This is a genomic window from Tritonibacter litoralis, from assembly GCF_009496005.1.
GTDB lineage: Bacteria > Pseudomonadota > Alphaproteobacteria > Rhodobacterales > Rhodobacteraceae > Epibacterium > Epibacterium litoralis.
On sequence record NZ_WIBF01000013.1, the window covers coordinates 39,374 to 59,391 of the forward strand.

Here is a 20,018-nt window from a genome sequence, read left to right on the forward strand (position 1 = left end):
AGGTTCAGGCCGCAACCCGTCCCGTTAGGGCATCGCGCTGAGAAACGCCACGTCCTGGGCGTCCTCGCGCACAACCCGATCTGCAGAACCCACCTGAAAACGGTCGATGGCCGCCTGCATGGCTTGCGCCTCTTCGGACAGGCCCACGCTGGAATGGGTGACCCCTTGGCACAGCTGGTCGTTGGTCTTGGTCGTATTGTCGAGGCCGATCATGGCGTGGTTGATCGATTGCAGATCGCCGGACTGTTCTTCGGCAGCAGCGGCGATTTCGCTCATCTGTTGCGCAGCGTGGGACACCGAGTCTGAAATCTCCCCAATGGCGCGACCCGTGCGTTGCACCAGTTCCGATCCCAGTTCCACTTGTTCGCTGCTCTCACGCACAAGCTGGGTGATCTCATTTGCGGCGTCTTTGGATTTATTGGCCAGCTGCCGCACCTCGGATGCCACAACGGCAAAACCTTTGCCCACCGTGCCCGCGCGCGCGGCCTCTACACCCGCATTCAGCGCCAAGAGATTGGTCTGTTGGGCGATCCCATCGATCACGCCGATGATCTGAGCGATTTTTTCCGAACTGCGCTGCAGATCCTGCATCGCTTTGATGGTGTCATCCACCACTTGGATGCTGGCGCTGGCTGTATCCTGCGCCTCTTTGACAGAGACTGAAACAGAACCGGACGCTTTGGCGGTGTTGCTGATGGAGCCCGACAAACGGCTGAGTGAGGCGGCCGTATCTGCCAATGTATCTGCGGTTTCTCCGGATTTCTGCGACAAATCCTGTGCGACGGTCGAAATCTCGGCACTGTTGCCAACAATGGAGCGTCCGCTGTTTGACACCATACGCACCGAGTCTTCGAGACGTTCAACAGCCGCATTAAAATCGTCGCGCAGCTTTTTATAAGCCCCTTCCAGCTCGGCCGTGACCCGCACGGTCAGATCCCCTTCGGACAGGCGTTCAAGACCTGTGGCCAGCGAGTCGACAGCCAGAGATTGCTGCGCCTGTCGTGCCTCACGCTCCGCATTGGTGCGGGCCTCACTTTCTTCTTTTTCAACAAGCCCGTCGCGGAACACGGTGAGGGCACGAGCAATACGCACAATCTCGGTGCCAGAGCGATTGAACTTCTCAACCGGGCGCATATCTCCACCTGCAAGACGTTCTGTTGTTTCACTCAACCGGACCAATGGTCGCAGAATGAACAACTGTGTCGCGATCAGGCCAAGAACAATAACCACCATCGAGATGACCAAAATGGCGTTCAAACGGTCAGAAGCAAAGCCGACATCGCCAGAAATCGCAGTTGCGATCTGACTGATCTCCTCCCGGCTTGTTTGGCTCAGGTGAGTGGCAGTTTCTGCAATTGCGGTCATCGCCGAGGCTGCGGACAGTGACGCAGCTCGCGCAGCATCTCGCGAGTCCAGCGCATAAATTTTGGTGTCTAGCAATCCACCTTCGGCTACCAACGCGTCGATCTTAGCTTTTGCATCTTGGCGCAGCACAACTTCGGCCTTGTTGATTTCTTTTAGGAGCCCCTTGTACAGGCCAGGCAAACGCTTACCCATCTTGTGCGCGGCTTCCTGGTTGTCGGCCACTGCAACTTCAAGCGATGTCGACCGCAGCAACCCCAAACGGTTGTTGATGTTCAGGAGCTGTAACAAGTTGCTCACTTCATTGCCAAACAGATCGTTTGTTGCTTCCAGATTTGCTGCCCCGACATGTTCGGATGCAAATTGTAGCATCGTCATCATTCTGTCGATCTGGCTGGACAGCTCATCATCAGCTTTGAATTGCTGCACCTCAGCGTCATGCAGCAACGTGAAATGGGTGCGGTTTGCAGACTGAATAAGCTGTTGCCATGCGTTTACAGACGCTTGTGTCTCCTCCAGTGGGCTGCGGATCGCGGGGTGGCCCAGCACATTTTGCAAACTCGCTCGTGTTAGTTCGAGATGGTCTTCGGCTGTTTTGATCCGTGCTGTACGCTCTTGCTCGGATTGCGCGGTTTCAATTTCGAGCGCATCAACAGCTAAAAGCGCCAGATCGGTTCGCAGTTGCATTATCATTTGAACGGCAGCGAACTCTCGCTCAACCATATTGCTCAGCGAGCTGTCCATATATTCGACAATTTCGCGACTGCTGCTGCGCATACGGACCTTGGCGTCTTGGGCCGCACGGGCCAATTGGCTTTGGGCAGCCAGTGTTGCCTGTGATAGACCGTTCACCTGTTCGCGGATGTCCAAGGCAGCTTGGAACTCACGACTTCGGTTCTCCACCAGGGACTTCAATGCTGCATTCACAGTAGTCAACTGTGCATGAAAATCTTGGGTCTCGTCGCTTTGCAACTTGGGGAGAACTTCTTCGATCAGGTGCAAGGCTTCTGCTTCTCCGGAATGAGCCGCTTGCAGCGCTTCATCGTTCGAGGCTAAAAGTAGGCTGATCAACGCCTTTTGCGCTTGACTGACGGCTTCGCCTACATCCGAAGTCTGCGCCAGCGTAGGCAGGCGTTTTTCGGTCAGATCGCCAACATTTGTTGTAATCCGGTCAAAGGCCGAGGTGATCATCAGGCTACCGATGGCGGACGTGGTGCCCATGGCAAGGAGTATCAAGAAGATCTTTGCGCCGATGCTGCCGAGCGCTCGCACAAGCCAGCTGTCTTGGGACAATAATTTTACAGTCATCGTAGGCCATCCTCGGTCGAAAAAGGTGTCGATTCAATGAAACAAGGAGCTGCTGAAATTCAGCTTTTCTGAATTGATGCCGAGGAGTCGTAAATTTTCCGTCTAAAGTGCAAAACTGTCGGGTCGCGAAAACGAAAATTGGCCGGGAAACTCCGGCCAATCGTAAAAAATAGAACTTAGTTTTTATTTAGGTCACAAAATCAGGCAGCAGACAGTTGACTTGCCTCAGCGGCTAAATCTTTGATTCCATCCCAATCACCGGCTTTAACCAGGTTTTTGGGTGCAACCCAGCTTCCGCCTGCGCAGACTACATTTGGCAAGCTCAAATAATCCATCGCGTTTTGCGGGCTGACGCCGCCTGTTGGGCAAAAACTGATCTGCGGCAGGGGCGCGCCGATGGCTTTGAGGGCGGGCGCGCCACCGGATGCTTCGGCGGGAAAGAACTTGAGCATGTCATAGCCACGCTCCAGCAGAGCCATCGCCTCGGATGCGGTGGCAGCACCTGGTAGCATCGGCAGTCCACAGGCTTCGGCCGCATCCAGCAGCTTCGCGGTTGCACCGGGGGACACGCCAAACATTGCGCCGGCCTCGACCGCTGCCTCAACATCCGCAGGCGTGACCAAAGTACCCGCGCCAACCACGCCGCCTTCGACCTGCGCCATCTCGCGGATGACATCCAGCGCCGCATCTGTGCGCAGGGTGACTTCCAGCGCGGGCAGGCCACCGGCCACGAGCGCTTCAGCCAGAGGGCGGGCATCGGCCACGTCATCGACCACCAGAACCGGGACAATGGGGGCCAGGCCGCACAGGTTACGGGTCTGTTTGCTGGCTTCTTGGGGGGTGATGGGCATGGGTTTTACACTCCAAATACGCTTGCGCCTTTGTCCGCAGCTGCAACGCTGCGACGGAAGGCTTGGAACAGGTCGCGGCCAGTGCCAAATTCATTGGCCGACAGATCCGCAGTGACAGCGGCGCGGTCCAGAACGCCCTCTGTCAAGATCTCCAGCACGCCATTGGGCGCGTCCAGCCGCACGATATCGCCGTCTTGCAGCTTGGAAATTGGTCCGCCGTCCAACGCTTCGGGCACAACATGGATTGCGGCGGGGACTTTGCCAGAGGCACCCGACATCCGGCCATCTGTGACCAGCGCGACTTTCTTACCTTGCCCCTGCAGGATCGACAGCATTGGCGTCAGCGAATGCAGCTCGGGCATGCCATTGGCTTTGGGGCCCTGGAAGCGCACAACAACAATCACGTCATCGGTCAATTCACCGGCTTTGAACGCAGCTTTCACCTCATCCTGATCGTGGAAGACGCGAACAGGGGCTTCGACCACCTGATGTTCCTCAGCCACAGCCGATATCTTGATGACCCCGGTGCCCAGCTTGCCGGTCAGGCGTTTCAGCCCGCCGGTTTTCTGGAATGCATTTGTGGCCGGACGGGCGATCGCCTCGTTCAGGCTGGTGTTGGTGCCGCGTCGCCAGGTCAACCCGTCCTCGGACAGGAAGGGTTCCATGACGTAATTCTCAAGCCCTTCGCCCGCCACCGTTTTGGTGTCCGGATGCAGGAAGCCTGCGCCCAGCAATTCACCGATCAGGTAACCGAGGCCGCCTGCGGCGTGGAAATGGTTCACATCCGCCAGACCGTTTGGATAAACGCGCGCCAACAACGGCACCACATCCGACAGATCCGAGAAGTCCTGCCAATCCAGAATGATCCCACCCGCGCGCGCCATGGCGATCAGGTGAATGAGCAGATTGGTCGAGCCCCCCGTGGCCATCAGCCCGGTGATCCCGTTGACAAAGGCTTTCTCGTCCAGCACGTCGCAGACCGGCGTATAATTGTTGCCAAGCGCAGACAAAGACAGAGCCCGGCGCACGCCTTCCTCGGTCAGCGCATCGCGCAGCTCGGTGCCTGGATTGATGAAAGAGGAACCGGGAAGATGCAGCCCCATGAACTCCATCAGCATCTGGTTGGTGTTGGCGGTGCCATAGAATGTGCAGGTGCCCGGCCCGTGATAGGATCCCATCTCGGACTTCAACAGCTCATCCCGGCCAATCTCCCCTTTGGCAAAGGCTTGGCGGGTTTTGGCTTTTTCATCGTTGGAAATACCAGAGGTCATTGGCCCCGCAGGCAGGAAGACGGCTGGCACATGGCCAAAGGACTGTGCGCCGATCACCAGGCCCGGCACGATCTTGTCACAGACACCCAAATAGACAGAGGCGTCAAAGACATTATGCGACATCGCCACACCCGCGGCCATTGCAATCACATCGCGGGAGAACAGCGACAATTCCATGCCGGCCTCGCCCTGGGTGACCCCATCGCACATGGCCGGAACGCCACCCGCCACTTGTGCGGTGCCGCCGATCTTGCGCACTGCGTCGCGGATCCGCTGGGGGTATGTTTCAAACGGTTGGTGCGCAGACAGCATGTCATTATAGGCGGTGACAATACCAAGGTGACCCGCGGTGCCTTCGGCCAGTTGCGCCTGATCCTCACCCGCGGCGGCATAGGCATGCGCCTGCCCCGAACAGCTGAGATGCGCGCGCGCGGGCCCTTTTTTCTGGGCCGCCTGCATGCGCTCCAGATAGGTGCCACGGGTGGTTTCACTGCGTGCGATGATCCGGTCGGTCACCGTTTTGACGGTTTGGTGCAAGCTCATTTGGGGGCCTTTTCAAACTGAGAGGTGCCTGAAGTACACATGTCTGGTTATCTCCCGATTTCGCGCCAGCGACGTTCGTCACGGTGCATCAGCAACAGGGAATCATCGGGGCCTGAGCCACCTTGGTCATAAAGCTGGGGGGCTTTGCCGTTGTCCGCGAACCCATCGATGATCGGATCTGCCCAGGCCCAGGCGGCCTCAACCTCATCGCCGCGCATAAACAGCGTCTGGTTGCCGCGAATGACATCCATGATCAGCCGTTCATATGCATCCTGCGGACGGCCCGCTTCGGGCAGGCTGTCGGCAAATGTCATGTCCAACTTGGCCGTGGTCAGGCGCATGCCACCGGGACCGGGATCCTTGATCGTGGTGTGAAGCGTAATGCCTTCATCCGGTTGCAGACGAATGACCAGCACATTGCCTGCCACCGGGTGGCCCGCCTCAAAGATGTTATGGGGCGGGTCGCGGAAAAACACCGCAATCTCAGAGGAACGCTGCCGCAGGCATTTGCCGGTACGCAGATAAAACGGCGTGCCAGCCCACCGCCAGTTCGCGACCTCGACTTTCATGGCGACAAAGCTCTCGGTGGTGCTGTCCGGGTCGCCTGCATGATCGTGGTAGCTGTCACCACCTTCGCGTGCGCGATACTGACCACGCGCGATATCATCCTGGGTGACGGGATTAAGCGCCTCGATCACCTTCAGCTTTTCGTTGCGCACCGCATTGGGTGTAAACCGGGCCGGTGGCTCCATCGCCGTGAGGCACAAAAGCTGCATCAGGTGGTTCTGCACCATATCGCGCATCGCGCCAGATTTGTCGTAATACTCGCCTCGGCCAGCCACATCGATGCTTTCGGCGACGGTGATCTGGACGTGATCAATCTGCGACGAGTTCCACAAGGGCTCAAACAGCGAATTGGCAAAGCGCAGCGCCATCAGGTTCTGCACGGTTTCTTTGCCCAGATAGTGGTCAATGCGATAGATCTGATGCTCTTCGAAATGCGCGCTCAGCGCGGCGTTCAAGGCTTTGGCTGTGGCCAGATCATTGCCAAAGGGTTTTTCGACCACCACGCGGCTGTCATCGGTGGCGATGCCGGTGGTTTTCAAACGGCCCGCGATATCGGCAAAAAGCCCCGGTGCAACCGACAGGTAAAAGGCGCGCACCACATCGTCGCGGAGATGTTCACCCAGCTCGGTCCAACCATTTTCACTTTTGGCATCAATCGCCACGTAGTCCAGAATATCCAGAAAGGCTTTGATATTGTCGGCGCTGGTGTCTTCGGGATGTGCGAATTCATTCAACGCCTTGGCCACAAGGTCACAGAACGCGGCCCGGTCCATTTCGCTGCGGGATGCGCCGATGACACGGCTGTTATGGTCAAACTGGCCGATGATGAACCTGTGAAACAGGCTTGGCAGGATTTTGCGACGCGCCAGATCTCCGGTCGCGCCGAACAGCACCAGATCAAAGGAGTCTACAGGGATAACGCGTGATACCATGGTTCAGCTTCTCGCCTTTCTCGAGTGGCAACAAAGGGTTGCTCTGGTTTTCCGTCCGATCGCCCAAGTGATGCTTTGCACTTTTGCGCCGACATGTGGATCATAACACGACGCCCAAGAAGAGGGTCACAAATGTTTCCCTAGTAGCGCGAATCAGTTTCGGAACTCTTGCTGCATTGGTAGCGCTAACGGAATTAAAAGTAACCACAAAAATAAATCATCTTTGGGCCAATGCGATTGGGCGTGGGGCAAACACAACCCGGTGGTTTCGCGACGAAACGCGTTGCATCCATGACGCGCGCAATCCAGGCAACAGATTCCCCTTGGATTGGGGGCTGCAGACATTGCTTATGTGCCTTAAATGGTTATCTGTGGACCATAGCGATTGAAAATACTCATGATTGAATTTCAATGTCCCAACTGCGGCAGTCCTGTCGCCCCCGCCTTTAAGCAGGTCAAAATGGTGACCTGTGACTCCTGCGGATCCTCTCTGTTCCTGTCCGATCAGGCCAGCCGCTTGGCCGGAGAGCAGGGGGTCATGCACGACCACCCGCAACTTTTTGGGTTGGGCGATCACATTCGCCTTGGCTCTGACAGCTATCACATCGTGGGTCACGCGCGGTTTTCCTATGGGCGCGGTACATGGGATGAATTCTGCGCTCTGGACCCGGACGGACAAGTGGCCTGGATCTCACTGGATGAGGGGGATGTGGTCCTGCAGCAGGAAATCCCGCCCGCCAAATGGCCCCGGTTTGACGGCTATCTCAAGCTGGGGCAGCAGATCGAGTTTCTGAGCGAACGCTTTACGGTGGTTGAGCTTGCAGGGGCGGAATGTGTTGCCTTGCGCGGCAGTTTTGATGAGCCGCTGGCCGTGGGCCAGAGCTATGATTACATCAACCTTCAAGGTCACATGGGCAGCCTGTTGTCCGCCGAAATCGAGGGCGATCAGCAGGATTGGTATCTGGGCCGCTGGTATGATCCCTTTGAGGTTGAGGTGCACAGATGACCCTCACGGCAGTCAAGGCGATCAATTGCACCTCCTGCGGAGCGGGGCTGGATGTGCTGGGCGGCGGGCGTGTCACGACGCATATCTGCCCCTATTGCGGGACAGAGCTGGATGCGACCGACAATTACCGCGCGTTGAAACGGTTCAACGATACAGCCCGGCCCAAGACGCCGTTTCCCATTGGAACCCAAGGGACAATCCACGGCGTGGACTATACGGTCATCGGCCTGTTGGAACAGGTCGAACGCTGGGCCGGGCGCACCTATGCTTGGCTGGATCATCAGCTTTATTCCCCGACCCATGGCTATGCCTGGCTGACCCTGGATCAGGGGCATTGCACCTTTTCCCGGCGCCATCGTGGTTCGGTTTGGATCTCAAAGCACCAGGCCGCGCGGGCCGAACATCGCCCCGTGGTCTGGGACGCAGGTGAAAAGTTTCGATATTATGAGACCAGCACTCATGAGGTTCATTACGCCGAGGGCGAGTTTTCGTGGCGGCCAAGCAGGAAAGACCGAACCACCACCGTTTCCGCCATGAGCGATACGCGCATGTTGTCCTTTTCCGCAACCGGTACTGAGCGTGAGGTGGAGCAGACCTTCTTTTTAAGTGCCGAAGATATCGTCAAAGGGTTTGGGTTTGACCCCGGTCTGAAACCGGACTGGGTCCACCCGCTTGAACCGCATAAATCGGGTAAGAACACGGGCTTTCAGATGTATGCCAGCATTGCCTATGCGTTGGTCTGTCTGATTGTCGCGGGCGTCATCGCAGGCGCGCCGGTGCGGCATGTTCTGCCGACCCTGGAGGCAGGCCGGCCGGATCTGCCGCTTGAGGCAAGTCTTCCGGGGGTCAAAGCAGGCGAATTGGTGCGGGTCAATCTGGCGGGCAATGGGATCAACACCTGGTCTGAACTGGAACTGGAAGTAAGTGACCCGGACGATGAGCTCTTGTTTTCCACCATCCGCGCGGTTGAACGTTACAACGGTCGGGATTCCGAGGGCAGCTGGTCCGAGGGCAGCAATCGCGCGCGCGCCACGTTTCGTGCGCCGTTTGACGGCGACTACAGCCTGAGTGTTGCCTTGGATGGTGACGGGGATTGGCGCTCTTCTGGGGGGTCGTCCCCCACGGCATGGACATCCTTGCGGATCTCAGCCACAGCGGGGCACAAGACATGGGGTTGGATGATCTGGGCTGCATTGCTTTTTGGTCTGATGGGGGGCTGGCCCTTGTGGCGCGCGTGGCGGCACAACCGGCTGCGGTGGCGTGGCAGCGATTGGGAGGATGACGATTAAACCATGAACCTCTTTCGCATCATCTTTCTGGTTATGGCCACCGCCACAGTCGCGGGGGCAGCATATCTTTCTTATAATGGGGTCGGCGGCGAAAGCCGGGACATCTCAAACTCGATCCGAGCTGCCAGCGGTGGCCGCGGCTTCGGTGGCAACGTCAAATAACGGGGAACGTTATGGATTTATTTTCCGCCATTCAGCTGAGCGAAGTGATCAGCACCTTTTTCTATACGTTTATCGGTGTGGTGCTGATGTTCCTGGTGTGGAAGGTGATTGATTGGATGACGCCTTTTCCAATCCTGAAAGAGATTGAAAAAGATCAGAACATGGCGCTGGCTGTATTGATCGGCCTGTTGTTTGTGTCGATCTCGATCATCATCGCGGCCGTGATCCTGTCATGAGCCACGCGCCAACGGGCGCGCGCAGGCGAGAGATCTGGTTGCTGGTGGCCACCTTTTTGGTGGCGGTGGCCGGGCTGATCTATGAGCTGATCGCGGCCACACTCTCCAGCTATCTGCTGGGCGACAGCGTGCGTCAGTTTTCCCTTGTAATCGGTGTGTTCCTCTCGGCCATGGGGGTGGGCGCCTACCTGTCGCGATTTGTGGGCGAGGCGCTGCGCGGGTTTATCTGGGCGCAGATCCTTTTGGGGATCCTGGGCGGCTTCCTCGCGCCCGTTGTGTTTTATGCCTATGCGTGGACCGGTGCAGTAGAGCTGCCTTTGTTTGGTCTGTTGATCGCGGTTGGCATTCTGTCGGGGATGGAGATCCCCTTGATCGCCCGCGTGTTAAAAGAGATCGGCGCGCCGGAATTTCGATTTGAAAACGTCCTCAGCGTGGATTACGTCGGCGCGCTTGCGGCTTCGGTTGCGTTTCCGCTGCTGATTGTGCCGCAGTTGGGGCTGATGTCCGCAAGCCTTGTGTTTGGCGCGCTGAACCTCGCCGTTGCGGGGCTGTCGCTGTGGCTGTTTCGCAGCGATGCCACCCGCAGCCAATGGGGTGTCTGGGCCTTGGCCTTGTTGCTGACGGGCGCAGGGTTGGTGCAGTCGGAACGGCTGGTCACTGTGGCGGAGGCTGCGCTTTATGAAGATGACATCATCCTTAGCGAGACCACGCCCTATCAGCAGATCACCGTGACCCGTTTTCGGGATCGGGTGCGGCTGTTTCTGGATCACTCGATCCAATTCGACAGTTTTGATGAATACCGCTATCACGAAATGCTGGTGCATCCTGCGATGAGCCACGCCAGTCGCCGCGCGGATGTGTTGATCCTGGGCGGCGGCGATGGCATGGCCGCGCGCGAAGTCCTGCGCTGGGCAGATGTGGCGCAGGTGACACTGGTGGATCTGGACCCGCGCGTCACCGGCCTTTTCCAAAGTCACGACGATCTGGCCGCCTTGAACGACAACGCGCTGCGCGATCCACGGGTGCGCGTGCTGAACCAGGACGCCTGGCAATTTGTCGAACACGCAAATACGCAATTTGATGTGGTGATTGTGGATCTGCCGGACCCCAAGAACCTGGCCTTGTCAAAGCTTTACAGCCGCGCGTTCTATAGCCTGCTGATGGAACGCCTCAGCCCGCGCGGCGTGATGGTGACACAGGCGGGGTCGCCGTTTTATGCACGCCAGGCGTTTTGGTCGGTTGTGCAGACGGTTGCGGCGGCACGTAACCCGGTGCAGGTGGGCGCGGGGCCGTGGACATTGCCCTATCATACCTATGTGCCAAGCTTTGGCGATTGGGGTTTTGTCATGGCGGCACCTTTTGCGCCAAAGACAGGCGATTTGGCGGTGCCACCGGGATTGCAATATCTGACGCCCGCGATCTGGCAACAGTCACACGTTTTTGGCGCGGATACAGGCCCCATCGAGGCCGATGTAAACCGTCTGCAATCACATGCCTTGGTCGGGTATTATCTGGACGGTTGGGCCAAGTGGTTTGAATAGGCCCCACTTCGGATCGGGTCATTCTGCCCGCAGCCCCTGGGACAGAGCGGGCCCGCGCGGGCATTTTGTCCAAATCGGTATGCCATGGTATTTTTGTGCTTTTTCATTGCCAATGGCTGTGCTTAGCAACAAGAGATGGTTGACGAGGAAGTGAGCAGATCCGGAGAGGGGCACACAGGCTGCGATGTCAGAACTTTGGGAGGGGATCACGCGCGCCATCTGGTTGGTGGTGACGCTGGATGCGGATTTGGTAGAGATCACCTTGCGGTCCTTGCGGGTGACCTTGTCCGCGCTGGTGGTCGCCTCGCTGATCGCCCTGCCGCTGGCGGCTGTTCTGGCCGTGCGCCGGTTCTGGCTGCGCCGGGCCACCATTGCGGTTCTGAATGCGCTGATGGGGCTGCCGCCTGTTGTGGTGGGGCTGCTGGTCTATGTGGTTCTGTCGCGCGACGGGCCGCTGGGGGTCCTGGGTTTGCTGTTTACGCCGACCGCGATGATCATCGCACAGGTGATCATTATTGTACCGCTGATTGCCTCGATCGCGCATCAGTCCCTGCGGGAGTTGTGGAGCGACTACCACGATCTCCTGATCTCGTTGCATACCTCGCAGTTTCAACGGATCTGCACGTTGCTGTGGGATGGGCGGCGCGCCTTGTTGACAGCCGCGCTGGCGGGGTTTGGCCGCGCCATTGGCGAAGTGGGCGCGATTATGGTTGTGGGCGGCAATATCGACCACCACACCCGCGTATTGACGACGGCGATTGCCTTGGAAACCGGTAAGGGAGAATTCGCCTTGGCGCTGGGGCTTGGCTTTGTGCTGATTGGGCTCGCGGTGGCGGTGAACCTCTGCATTCACTGGCTTGGGCAGACAGAACGGACGGGGCGGTGGTGATGTCATTGTTGCCTATGGTTGCCACGGGGGCCTCAGTGCGTCGCCAAGGGAAGGTTCTGATCGGGCCGGTTGATCTGCGTCTGGACGGGCAGGGGGTCACCATTGTGATTGGCCCCAATGGCGCGGGAAAGACGTCCTTGTTGAAAATGCTGCATGGCATTGTGCGGCTCAGAACCGGCTCGGTCAGCTGGAATTGCCCGGTGGAAGAAGCGCGCGAGCGGCAGGCTTTTGTGTTTCAGCAGCCGGTGATGATGCGCCGCTCGGTGGTGGACAATGTGGCCTATCCGCTGCGCCTGATCGGCGTGCCCCGTCGCGCCGCGCGGGCAGAGGCGCTGGAGTGGGTCAAACGCATCGGCTTGGAAGCGGCCGCGGATCGGTCGGCAAATGTTCTGTCGGGCGGCGAACGCCAGAAACTCGCGCTGGCGCGTGCCTTGATCCGCAAGCCTGAGGTTCTGTTTCTGGACGAACCCTGCGCATCGCTGGACGGGCGCGCCACGCGCGAGATCGAGGCGTTGTTGCAGGATGCGGTGGCCGCAGGCACCCGTCTGGTGATGTCGACACATAATCTGGGCCAGGCACTGCGATTGGCGAATGAGATTATCCTGGTGGCCCGTGGCCAGATCCAGGAACACAGATCGGCTGGCGATTTTTTCGCTGGACCCGAAACCCCTGAGGGACGCGCGTTTTTGAGAGGAGATATTGTGGAATGAAACATGTAATTTGGAGCGCGCTTGCTGCCCTGACGGTGCACACGGCCGCCTGGGCGGATGAGATGAAACTGGCGGTGACAACGTCGTTTCACAACTCGGGCCTGGCAGAGATCCTGCTGCCCGAGATCAAAGCGGATCTTGGCCTGGAGGTGCAGCTGTTGGTGGTCGGCACGGGCCAGGCAATCCGGTTGGGCGAAGCCGGGGATGTGGACGCCATTCTGGTCCATTCGAAAAAAGCCGAAGAAGCGTTTCTGGCAGCGGGCCACGGCACCCACCGCCGCGAGATCATGTATAATGACTTCGTGTTTATCGGCCCCAAGGGGGATGCAGCCCATGTGCATGACGCAACAACCGCAGCGGATGCCCTGCAAAAAATCGCCGGTGCTGAGGCTGTTTTTGTCAGCCGTGGGGACGACAGCGGCACCCATAAGAAAGAGCTGAGCCTGTGGAATGCGGCGGATCTGGACGCCGAGGGATTTGGGGATTGGTATCGCGCTGTGGGCGCAGGTATGGGGGCTGCGTTAAATACAGCCTCAGGCATGGGGGCTTATATTATGTCGGACCGTGCGAGCTGGTTGAACTTTGGCAACAAGGGCGATCTGGAGCTGCTCTATTCCGGCGATCCGGTCTTGTTTAATCAATACGCCTATCTTCCTGTGAACCCGGGAAAACACCCCCATGTGAAATCCGAACTGGCAGAGCAGCTGGAAGGCTGGCTGGTTTCAGACAAGGCGAAAGGGTTGATCAACAGCTATAAAATCAACGGTGAGACACTTTTTGTCTTTAACGCCAAACAGTAAGCTTAGCCATTGTGTAATTGATAAAGCCCCTGCTGTGTGCGGGGGCTTTTGTGTTTGTGAAGCTGAAGATCAGGATGCGCGGATCAGGATGCAGGCAACGCCGAGGGGTTGAACTCACACATTGCCCCGGCTTGCTGGGCAACGGCGGTAAAGCCGTCTGTGGAAAAACCGCCGTAGGTCCAGGTCTCGCCCTTGGCGGAAATATGCACGGCGACGCTGATGTTGTTTTTGGCCTTGGACAGGGCATCAATCATCTCTCCGACAAAACCGGAAGTCATGCTGGCGCCATCGCGCCCCATATGGGTGCCCAGGAACATTTCATCCCCGAGCCAGACCGCGGCATCGTCGACATAGAGCTCGACGTAATCCGAGCTTTGGTCCCAGGGCGCACCTTCGTCATTGGACCAAGGGTAGTACTCATAGGAAAATCCGGCGTTGTACCCTTGCTCGTCAAACCGAAACGAGAGCATGCCACTGGTGTGGCGGTCTGCGCGCAGGGTGAACATCTGGCACGTCTTGCCCATGCGAACAACGGCCCAGTTGCCGCTTTCGAAATAGTTTCCTTGAGCCAACGCGCCGGATGCAATGACGCTGGCCAGCAGCGCTGTTGCTGATAGTTTGAACATAAACCGCTCCTGATTGTGTCCGCAGGCGGTATAGCACGCAGCGATCAACAAGGGTTTAACAAGGCGGTTTTGGCTCAGCTATCGGGTGTGGAATGGATCGCAAATTGTTCCAGATCTGCCGATTGTGCCTCGATCATGCGGTAGCTTTCCTTAATGCCTGCATCCGTCAGCTCGCGCGCGACCGTCAACAAGGTGTTGGGCGCGTGATCGGCACAGAGCTCCGCCATATGCGCGAGTTCTTCAGCGGCGACGGGCCGCGCCGCATCCAGATCCGGCGCGCCATAGTAGGTGACGAAATGCTGCGCCAGTAACGCGGTCAGTTGTTCCAATTCCGCCGCTTCGATCTGCGTCACCGCAACAAAGGTCACACGTCCGCCCGTCTCTAGCCCCATCCAGCCGTTGGCAAAGGCCTGGCGCTGTTTGCCGACCAGATCACTTTGGCTCCAGTTGGAGAATTCAAACCCGCCAGAGATACACCATTCCCCCGTGCGGGCAGGGCTGGCAAAGACATTCATGTCGCTTTCGTCAAAATGGATCGCGCGTGCCAACAGCATGGCTTATTCCTCCAGAAGGTCAGTCAGGGGCAACAGATGCGTCGTGGGCCCGTCGCGCAGCAGCATGCCGAAATCTTCGTCTACACCAAGAAATTGACCGGTCTTGCCCCCTTGGTGCACCTCTTCGCCCATATCATGCACAAGCCCGCGCCATTCGCTGTGAAGCGCCTTGGCCCCGCCTGGCTCTTCCCAGCGGGAAATCCAGTGCAGCGTATGGCGGGTCCAGGCCTCCAACAGTTCCGGCGCTTTGACGTCGGCGCAGCCTTCGGCATAAAGCGCGGTGTCATCCGGGGTCAGGCCGGTCTCTTCGCCTGCGGGCCAAAGGCGGAGCTCAAAGCCCACCACCAGCCAATCGGGGATCTGGTCCTGTGAGCCTTCAACGGCAGCGGCGCGCAGGCGGCCACAGCGGGCGCCGTTGATGCGGATAGCGCCGTTCCATTCAAGATGCACAGCAACCTCGGGCGGAGCAAGCGCGCCGAGCGCGTTTTGAAACCCAACCCCGCAGGCGGGCATCATGGCCATGGCCTGCTGCAATGCCACTTCGGGGGTGAGCACAAGGGCTGCAGCCATGAGATCGTGGCCGAGGTTATAGACCACAAGCCCCGCGTCACAGCCCAGAACCGCCTTTTGCCGGGCGACCTCAAACGGGTCTTCCTGCCCGCTGAGAGCGTAACCCGACATCAAAGGAGGGAAGGTTGGCGTGGTCATACGACGGCGGCCTCAATCAGATCATTGGCAAGCTGCTGGAACACTTGCGCCTGTGCGCTGTCGGGTTTGGAGACCACAATGGGTGCGCCGCCATCCGCCGCCAGACGTACATCCAGATGCAGTGGCACCTCGGCCAACAAGGGCACGCCCAGCTTTTCGGCCTCGGCTGCGACGCCGCCATGACCAAACAAATGCTCTTCGTGGCCGCAGTTGGAACAGATATGGGTCGACATGTTCTCAACCATGCCCAGGATCGGCACGTTCAGCTTTTGGAACATATCGATGCCCTTGCGGGCGTCGATCAGAGCGACGTCCTGGGGTGTCGAGACAATGATGGCCCCATCTACATTGGCTTTCTGGCTGAGGGTCATCTGCACATCGCCGGTGCCGGGCGGCAGGTCCACGATCAAGACATCCAACGCGCCCCATTGCACCTGCATCATCATTTGCTGCAATGCGCCCATCAGCATCGGACCGCGCCAGACAACCGCCTGATCTTCGTTGGTCATCAGGCCGATTGACATCATGGTCACACCATGATTGCGCAGGGGCAGGATGGTTTTCCCATCCGGGCTGGCCGGACGACCAGAGACGCCGAGCATGCGCGGCTGTGAGGGGCCATAGACATCTGCATCCAACAGGCCAACGGATTTCCCGGCCTGCGCCAGCGCACAGGCAATATTGGCAGAGACGGTGGATTTCCCAACGCCACCTTTGCCCGACGCAATGGCGATGATCTTCTTCACGCCGGGGATGTGCTGGGGCCCTTTGGGTTCCGCCGGGCGAGAGGGTTTCAGATCAGGCGGCGGTGCCTTGGCGGTATGGGCCGTCATCATCGCCGTGACTTTGGCCACGCCAGCCAGGGCTGTGACCTTTGCTTCGGCCTCGGCGCGCAACGGTTCATAGGCCTGCGCCCGGGCTGGATCGATTTCAAACACAAACCGCACGCTGTCATTTTCGATGTTCAGGGCGCGAACAATTCCGGCGGCAACGATGTCTTGGCCAGAGGCCGGGTCAGTCAGGGTTTTCAGCGTCTCAAGAACGGCTTCACGGGTGAGGGACACGCAGGTCTGCTCCTTCGTTGGTGGGCGCGCGGATTATGCCCGCGCGAAATCGGTTGATATCGGTTTAGCATCGAACGCCGCAGGGCACCACGCGGTGCGGCCTTCGCTCCATGCGAATTCAGTGGTCCCGCCGTTTGCTAAAATAGTCATCGGTGGTGCGAACCGCAGGGCGCGGGCTGCCCGCCATCGGCGCGTTTTGCTGGTGATACTGTGCCTCTACCCGACAGTTGTCACACATCTGGATCATCCGGGCCGCATCTGGATTGGCAAACATCGCGTGTTTCCCAGCAAGCTTTTCGGTGATCTTTTCGATGGTGGACTTCACCCCAAACGGCTTGCCACAGGAGATACACTCAAACGGTTCTTCTTCATGCAGCACGTCTTGGGACAGGGCTGCATCCGTCAGGTTCAGGCGGGGCTCCAATGTGATGGCCTCTTCGGGACAGGCGCTGGTGCAGATGCCACATTGCAAACAGGCGTCTTCCTGAAAGCGCAGCTGGGGCTTGTCCTCGTTGTCGCCCAAGGCCCCCGAGGGGCAAAGCGACACACATGACAAACAAAGCGAACAAGCATCTGTGTCGACCAGAACCGCACCATAGGGGGCACCCTGTGGCAGCTGCAGCTGTTCTGTTTCCGGAGCCAGCGCTTTGGCGGCCTGACGGGTGATCTGGCGACGCGTTCCCAAGGGGCGAATGGGGGTTTCCAGTGGGGCAGGTGCCTGATCTGAAAACAAAACATCCGACAGCGCGTCGGGATCGTTGAGATCCAGGATTGCGCTGGTGGCAGGGCCTGCGATGGCCGCAGCCAAGGCCTGCTCGCGTTCTTGCACGTCGCGCTCGACCTTGGGGGACAGCAGGATGTCGACCTTGGCAAACCCGGCAGCCAGTGCCGCCAGGATTTCGGCATGGCCAAAGCTGTTGAGCGCTTCCACCTGCATCGGGATCACATCGGCGGGCAAGCCGCGGCCAAAACGAGCGGCCAAGGCGATCATCTCGATGCCATGTGTGTCGACAACCAGCAGACGTGGGGCTGCGCCGCCGGCGGCCAGATAGGATTTCGCCAATGTCTGAACACGGACAAACAGGCTGTCGGTTGGTGGCGCATCATAAGTCAGCGCGCCGGAAGGGCAGAGCGATGAACAGGATCCGCAGCCCGCGCAGATCATCGGATCAATCGTGACATGGTCGCCCTGCGACGTGATTGCTCCGGTTGGGCAGACGTCCAAACACCGATTGCAGCCGGATTGGCTGGCGCGGGAATGCGCACACAACAGGGGTTCAGCGCGGATATAAAGCGGTTTTTCAAAGGTGCCGATCAGCTGGCTGGCCGTCAGAATGGCGTCGGATACAGCTTGCGGGTTCTTGGGGTCGGGACGCAGGTAACCTTCGCGTTTTTCGGGTGCCGGAAACAGCGGTGTGCTCCCGGTCAGATCCAGCAGAATATCACATTCCGACTGCCCACCATCCCGGGGCGGGGTCCAGTCCCACGCGCGCCCGGTCACGTCCAATTGCTGCAGCGCATCGATCCGCAGGGTGAACTGACCCAAGGCTCCTTGGGCGCTGTGAAGGCGGCCACGGATCACGTCAAAGCCCCGATGCATCGGCGGCTCTGCAGTATCAGTCAACAAGACGGTGACACCCAAAATGTCCCGCAACCGCTCAGCGGCGGGTAGGGCAGTTTCAGCTGTGCCAATAATAAGGCACAGCCCATTGGAATGCACATCCAGCGTCTTGGCTGCTGGGACAGTCAGGGCACTTTCCGCGACCAGTGCGGACATTTTGGGTAGCAAATCGCCCGTATCCTTGGTCCAGCCACCCCTGTCCCGAAGGTCAAGATAGTCTGGCTCAACTGCGTCAATTTCCGCTGCAAGTTCGCTGAAAAAACGGGCTTCCTGAGTACAGCAAATTGTCACCTCTCCCTGCGACATCGCGGCGGCGGCGGCCTCAACTTCGGTGGTGCAAAGGGCAGTATGCAGTTTCGAGCAGGGGCGGCCTGTTGCCTGCGTCAGACGGTCTCCGTCAATTGGGTTGGATCCGGAACAATCGCATAAAATCAACGGTTTGTTCATTTATTCCTCGCTGGCGGTTGAGCGTATTTGAGCGCAAAAATGCGGGCTGTTTGATAACTTGCTACACCTGATTCTGGGATCTCGTAAACCGTTTTCAAGCCACGCTCGCCGCGTGGATCGGGCCAGATTCGGCCAAGTGATTCGCGAAAATATGCACGCACGGTGAACCTGATCGAAACAGTCGACATAGACTTTTCGTCCGGGCCTGCATGCGACGGTATTCATGGCTACCCAATTTGTCCGCAAATGTCGAAAAAGCCCAAAGAGCGTAAAATCACGGTTCAGACGGCGGTGCCATCTGCGGCAACATGGCTGCAGACTTTGGGAGAGCGCCGCACCGTGGCCCGTGACTTTGAGAAAATGGAAGTGATGCCCTTGGGGGTTGTGGTCCGGCGTATGCCGGGTGTGACCCGTTGGGCCAAATGGTCGTGGAAGGCCGTCGCTGTGCTGCCGGGGGCAGGACAGGCCAATTGGCAGCTGCTGCGCGAGGAAGGCGAAGCACGTGAGTTTCATGCCGCCACTGTTCCGCTGGAACTACACCGCGCAGAGGCCGAAGCGTACAAGCAGGGTCTGACTGCTACGCCGCCTAGCGTTTATGTGGTGCTACGCGAAGACGCGAGTTTGGACCCGCCATTGGAAGTTACACTGGTGACCGCTTCGCCGTTTGAGGCGCAGGACTATGCGGACAACGGTGAGGATCTGGTGGAAAAGATCGCCATGCCCGAGGGGTTGGTGGCCTGGGTCCAGCAGTTCACCGATGCGCATTTCAAACAGGAAGAGTTCAAGAAACGCCGCCGGGACAAGCGCACCGTGGGTGAGGCCGAAGATGGCATTGGCGATGTGCGGATCAAACAGGTGGCGGATGTTTATCGCGCGCCCGGTCAGATCCGCAAGGAGCGCCTGCAATGAGCGATTTCTGGGCCCGTCGCAAAGCCGCTGTTGAGGCAGAAGCCGTGGCTGAAGTGCAGGCCGCTGCCGAGGCAGAGGTCGCCCTGCGTGAAGCCGAGCAAGACGCGCTGACGGATGAGGAACTGCTGGAACAGCTTGAGCTGCCGGATCCGGAAACGCTGAAAGAGGGCGATGATTTCAAGGTCTTTCTGACCGATGCTGTGCCCGCCCGCATTCGAACCCGCGCCCTGCGACGCCTGTGGCGGGTGAACCCGGTGTTGGCCAATGTGGATGGGCTGATCGATTACGGCGAGGATTTCACCGACGCCGCGTTGGTGATGGAGAACATGCAGACCGCCTATCAGGTGGGAAAAGGCATGACCGCCCATGTGGAAGAGCTGGCCCGCCAAGCCGAACTGGATGCGGCGGACGTCCCGGATGAGGTCGCAGACGACCCTGTTGTTGAAGAGGATGCGCCCGAGGCACCGTGCGAAAGCCCGGACACGGACGCGTCCGTTTTGGTAGCCGCTGCCGAGGAGCAGGAGGCTGTGCCAATGGCGATTGAGGAAGACACGGGCACGCCCGTGCCAATGGGGCGGATGCGGTTTCGGTTTGACGATACCGCTCAGATGTGAGGAGGCAG

The 20,018-nt window shown here is 58.8% G+C and carries 19 protein-coding genes; 10 read left to right on the forward strand and 9 right to left on the reverse strand.

The features are described 5' to 3' along the window. Positions 1–24: 24 nt before the first annotated feature. The 4 genes from GFB49_RS17285 to zwf all read right to left on the reverse strand — a co-directional run bounded on the left by GFB49_RS17285 (position 25) and on the right by zwf (position 6,834). Positions 25–2,670 (reverse strand): methyl-accepting chemotaxis protein, encoded by a 2,646-nt coding sequence (locus GFB49_RS17285; RefSeq protein ID WP_153217190.1) that lies wholly within the window; start codon positions 2,668–2,670, stop codon positions 25–27. Positions 2,671–2,870: 200 nt separating this feature from the next. Further along, entirely contained in the window at positions 2,871–3,521 is a 651-nt protein-coding gene (gene eda, locus GFB49_RS17290; protein ID WP_153217191.1) for a bifunctional 4-hydroxy-2-oxoglutarate aldolase/2-dehydro-3-deoxy-phosphogluconate aldolase, read from the reverse strand. A 5-nt stretch (positions 3,522–3,526) separates the two neighbouring features. Further along, positions 3,527–5,335 (reverse strand): phosphogluconate dehydratase, encoded by a 1,809-nt coding sequence (gene edd, locus GFB49_RS17295; protein WP_153217192.1) that lies wholly within the window; start codon positions 5,333–5,335, stop codon positions 3,527–3,529. Between the two features lie 47 nt (positions 5,336–5,382). Then, the gene (gene zwf, locus GFB49_RS17300; RefSeq protein WP_153217193.1) at positions 5,383–6,834 is read right to left on the reverse strand and encodes a glucose-6-phosphate dehydrogenase; all 1,452 of its coding nucleotides are present in this window, start codon (positions 6,832–6,834) and stop codon (positions 5,383–5,385) included. A 460-nt stretch (positions 6,835–7,294) separates the two neighbouring features. Between zwf and GFB49_RS17305 the strand changes: the two genes are divergently transcribed. The 8 genes from GFB49_RS17305 (at position 7,295) to GFB49_RS17335 (ending at position 13,467) form a co-directional block, all read left to right on the forward strand. After that, a complete protein-coding gene (locus tag GFB49_RS17305; protein WP_246149777.1) occupies positions 7,295–7,840 on the forward strand; it encodes a DUF4178 domain-containing protein in 546 nt (181 codons plus the stop codon). After that, positions 7,837–9,129: a DUF4178 domain-containing protein gene (locus GFB49_RS17310; RefSeq protein ID WP_153217195.1), complete on the forward strand. Its 1,293-nt coding sequence runs from the start codon at positions 7,837–7,839 to the stop codon at positions 9,127–9,129. Before GFB49_RS17305 ends, GFB49_RS17310 begins: the two co-directional genes overlap by 4 nt. A gap of 3 nt (positions 9,130–9,132) precedes the next feature. Next, entirely contained in the window at positions 9,133–9,291 is a 159-nt protein-coding gene (locus GFB49_RS21055; RefSeq protein WP_194269380.1) for a hypothetical protein, read from the forward strand. Between the two features lie 11 nt (positions 9,292–9,302). Continuing rightward, on the forward strand, positions 9,303–9,527 hold the full coding sequence (locus GFB49_RS17315) for a DUF350 domain-containing protein (RefSeq protein ID WP_153217196.1): 225 nt from the start codon (positions 9,303–9,305) through the stop codon (positions 9,525–9,527). Then, on the forward strand, positions 9,524–11,068 hold the full coding sequence (locus GFB49_RS17320; RefSeq protein ID WP_153217197.1) for a polyamine aminopropyltransferase: 1,545 nt from the start codon (positions 9,524–9,526) through the stop codon (positions 11,066–11,068). The genes GFB49_RS17315 and GFB49_RS17320 overlap by 4 nt, the downstream gene beginning before the upstream one ends. Before the next feature lie 184 nt (positions 11,069–11,252). Then, positions 11,253–11,957, forward strand: coding sequence for an ABC transporter permease (locus tag GFB49_RS17325; protein ID WP_153217198.1), 705 nt, complete (start codon positions 11,253–11,255; stop codon positions 11,955–11,957). Next, positions 11,957–12,667 (forward strand): ATP-binding cassette domain-containing protein, encoded by a 711-nt coding sequence (locus GFB49_RS17330; protein ID WP_153217199.1) that lies wholly within the window; start codon positions 11,957–11,959, stop codon positions 12,665–12,667. Before GFB49_RS17325 ends, GFB49_RS17330 begins: the two co-directional genes overlap by 1 nt. After that, positions 12,664–13,467, forward strand: a complete 804-nt coding sequence (locus GFB49_RS17335) for an ABC transporter substrate-binding protein (RefSeq protein WP_153217200.1) — start codon at positions 12,664–12,666, stop codon at positions 13,465–13,467. The genes GFB49_RS17330 and GFB49_RS17335 overlap by 4 nt, the downstream gene beginning before the upstream one ends. Positions 13,468–13,550: 83 nt before the next feature. Here GFB49_RS17335 and GFB49_RS17340 read toward each other — a convergent pair whose 3' ends face one another. From GFB49_RS17340 to GFB49_RS17360, 5 genes are all read right to left on the reverse strand, one after another. Next, the gene (locus GFB49_RS17340; protein WP_153217201.1) at positions 13,551–14,093 is read right to left on the reverse strand and encodes a hypothetical protein; all 543 of its coding nucleotides are present in this window, start codon (positions 14,091–14,093) and stop codon (positions 13,551–13,553) included. Positions 14,094–14,167: 74 nt separating this feature from the next. Beyond that, a complete protein-coding gene (locus GFB49_RS17345; protein ID WP_153217202.1) occupies positions 14,168–14,647 on the reverse strand; it encodes a DUF6505 family protein in 480 nt (159 codons plus the stop codon). Between the two features lie 3 nt (positions 14,648–14,650). Continuing rightward, on the reverse strand, positions 14,651–15,355 hold the full coding sequence (locus GFB49_RS17350) for a biotin/lipoate--protein ligase family protein (protein WP_153217203.1): 705 nt from the start codon (positions 15,353–15,355) through the stop codon (positions 14,651–14,653). Continuing rightward, on the reverse strand, positions 15,352–16,419 hold the full coding sequence (gene apbC, locus GFB49_RS17355) for an iron-sulfur cluster carrier protein ApbC (protein ID WP_343032624.1): 1,068 nt from the start codon (positions 16,417–16,419) through the stop codon (positions 15,352–15,354). The genes GFB49_RS17350 and apbC overlap by 4 nt, the downstream gene beginning before the upstream one ends. A 118-nt stretch (positions 16,420–16,537) precedes the next feature. Continuing rightward, positions 16,538–18,487 (reverse strand): 4Fe-4S binding protein, encoded by a 1,950-nt coding sequence (locus GFB49_RS17360; RefSeq protein WP_153217204.1) that lies wholly within the window; start codon positions 18,485–18,487, stop codon positions 16,538–16,540. A 369-nt stretch (positions 18,488–18,856) separates the two neighbouring features. On the opposite strand from GFB49_RS17360, the gene GFB49_RS17365 reads away from it, so the two are divergent. Further along, complete coding sequence (locus GFB49_RS17365) at positions 18,857–19,396, forward strand: DUF3305 domain-containing protein (RefSeq protein WP_153217284.1); 540 nt, start codon at positions 18,857–18,859, stop codon at positions 19,394–19,396. Further along, complete coding sequence (locus GFB49_RS17370; RefSeq protein ID WP_153217205.1) at positions 19,393–20,010, forward strand: DUF3306 domain-containing protein; 618 nt, start codon at positions 19,393–19,395, stop codon at positions 20,008–20,010. The genes GFB49_RS17365 and GFB49_RS17370 overlap by 4 nt, the downstream gene beginning before the upstream one ends. Positions 20,011–20,018: the final 8 nt, after the last annotated feature.

Excerpts from the sequence above, each read along its gene's own strand:
- GFB49_RS17285 (WP_153217190.1), bottom strand. The coding sequence starts at position 2,670 with ATGACTGTAAAATTATTGTCCCAAGACAGCTGGCTTGTGCGAGCGCTC.
- eda (WP_153217191.1), bottom strand. The coding sequence starts at position 3,521 with ATGCCCATCACCCCCCAAGAAGCCAGCAAACAGACCCGTAACCTGTGC.
- edd (WP_153217192.1), bottom strand. The coding sequence starts at position 5,335 with ATGAGCTTGCACCAAACCGTCAAAACGGTGACCGACCGGATCATCGCA.
- zwf (WP_153217193.1), bottom strand. The coding sequence starts at position 6,834 with ATGGTATCACGCGTTATCCCTGTAGACTCCTTTGATCTGGTGCTGTTC.
- GFB49_RS17305 (WP_246149777.1), top strand. The coding sequence starts at position 7,295 with ATGGTGACCTGTGACTCCTGCGGATCCTCTCTGTTCCTGTCCGATCAG.
- GFB49_RS17310 (WP_153217195.1), top strand. The coding sequence starts at position 7,837 with ATGACCCTCACGGCAGTCAAGGCGATCAATTGCACCTCCTGCGGAGCG.
- GFB49_RS21055 (WP_194269380.1), top strand. The coding sequence starts at position 9,133 with ATGAACCTCTTTCGCATCATCTTTCTGGTTATGGCCACCGCCACAGTC.
- GFB49_RS17315 (WP_153217196.1), top strand. The coding sequence starts at position 9,303 with ATGGATTTATTTTCCGCCATTCAGCTGAGCGAAGTGATCAGCACCTTT.
- GFB49_RS17320 (WP_153217197.1), top strand. The coding sequence starts at position 9,524 with ATGAGCCACGCGCCAACGGGCGCGCGCAGGCGAGAGATCTGGTTGCTG.
- GFB49_RS17325 (WP_153217198.1), top strand. The coding sequence starts at position 11,253 with ATGTCAGAACTTTGGGAGGGGATCACGCGCGCCATCTGGTTGGTGGTG.
- GFB49_RS17330 (WP_153217199.1), top strand. The coding sequence starts at position 11,957 with ATGTCATTGTTGCCTATGGTTGCCACGGGGGCCTCAGTGCGTCGCCAA.
- GFB49_RS17335 (WP_153217200.1), top strand. The coding sequence starts at position 12,664 with ATGAAACATGTAATTTGGAGCGCGCTTGCTGCCCTGACGGTGCACACG.
- GFB49_RS17340 (WP_153217201.1), bottom strand. The coding sequence starts at position 14,093 with ATGTTCAAACTATCAGCAACAGCGCTGCTGGCCAGCGTCATTGCATCC.
- GFB49_RS17345 (WP_153217202.1), bottom strand. The coding sequence starts at position 14,647 with ATGCTGTTGGCACGCGCGATCCATTTTGACGAAAGCGACATGAATGTC.
- GFB49_RS17350 (WP_153217203.1), bottom strand. The coding sequence starts at position 15,355 with ATGACCACGCCAACCTTCCCTCCTTTGATGTCGGGTTACGCTCTCAGC.
- GFB49_RS17360 (WP_153217204.1), bottom strand. The coding sequence starts at position 18,487 with ATGAACAAACCGTTGATTTTATGCGATTGTTCCGGATCCAACCCAATT.
- GFB49_RS17365 (WP_153217284.1), top strand. The coding sequence starts at position 18,857 with ATGCCCTTGGGGGTTGTGGTCCGGCGTATGCCGGGTGTGACCCGTTGG.
- GFB49_RS17370 (WP_153217205.1), top strand. The coding sequence starts at position 19,393 with ATGAGCGATTTCTGGGCCCGTCGCAAAGCCGCTGTTGAGGCAGAAGCC.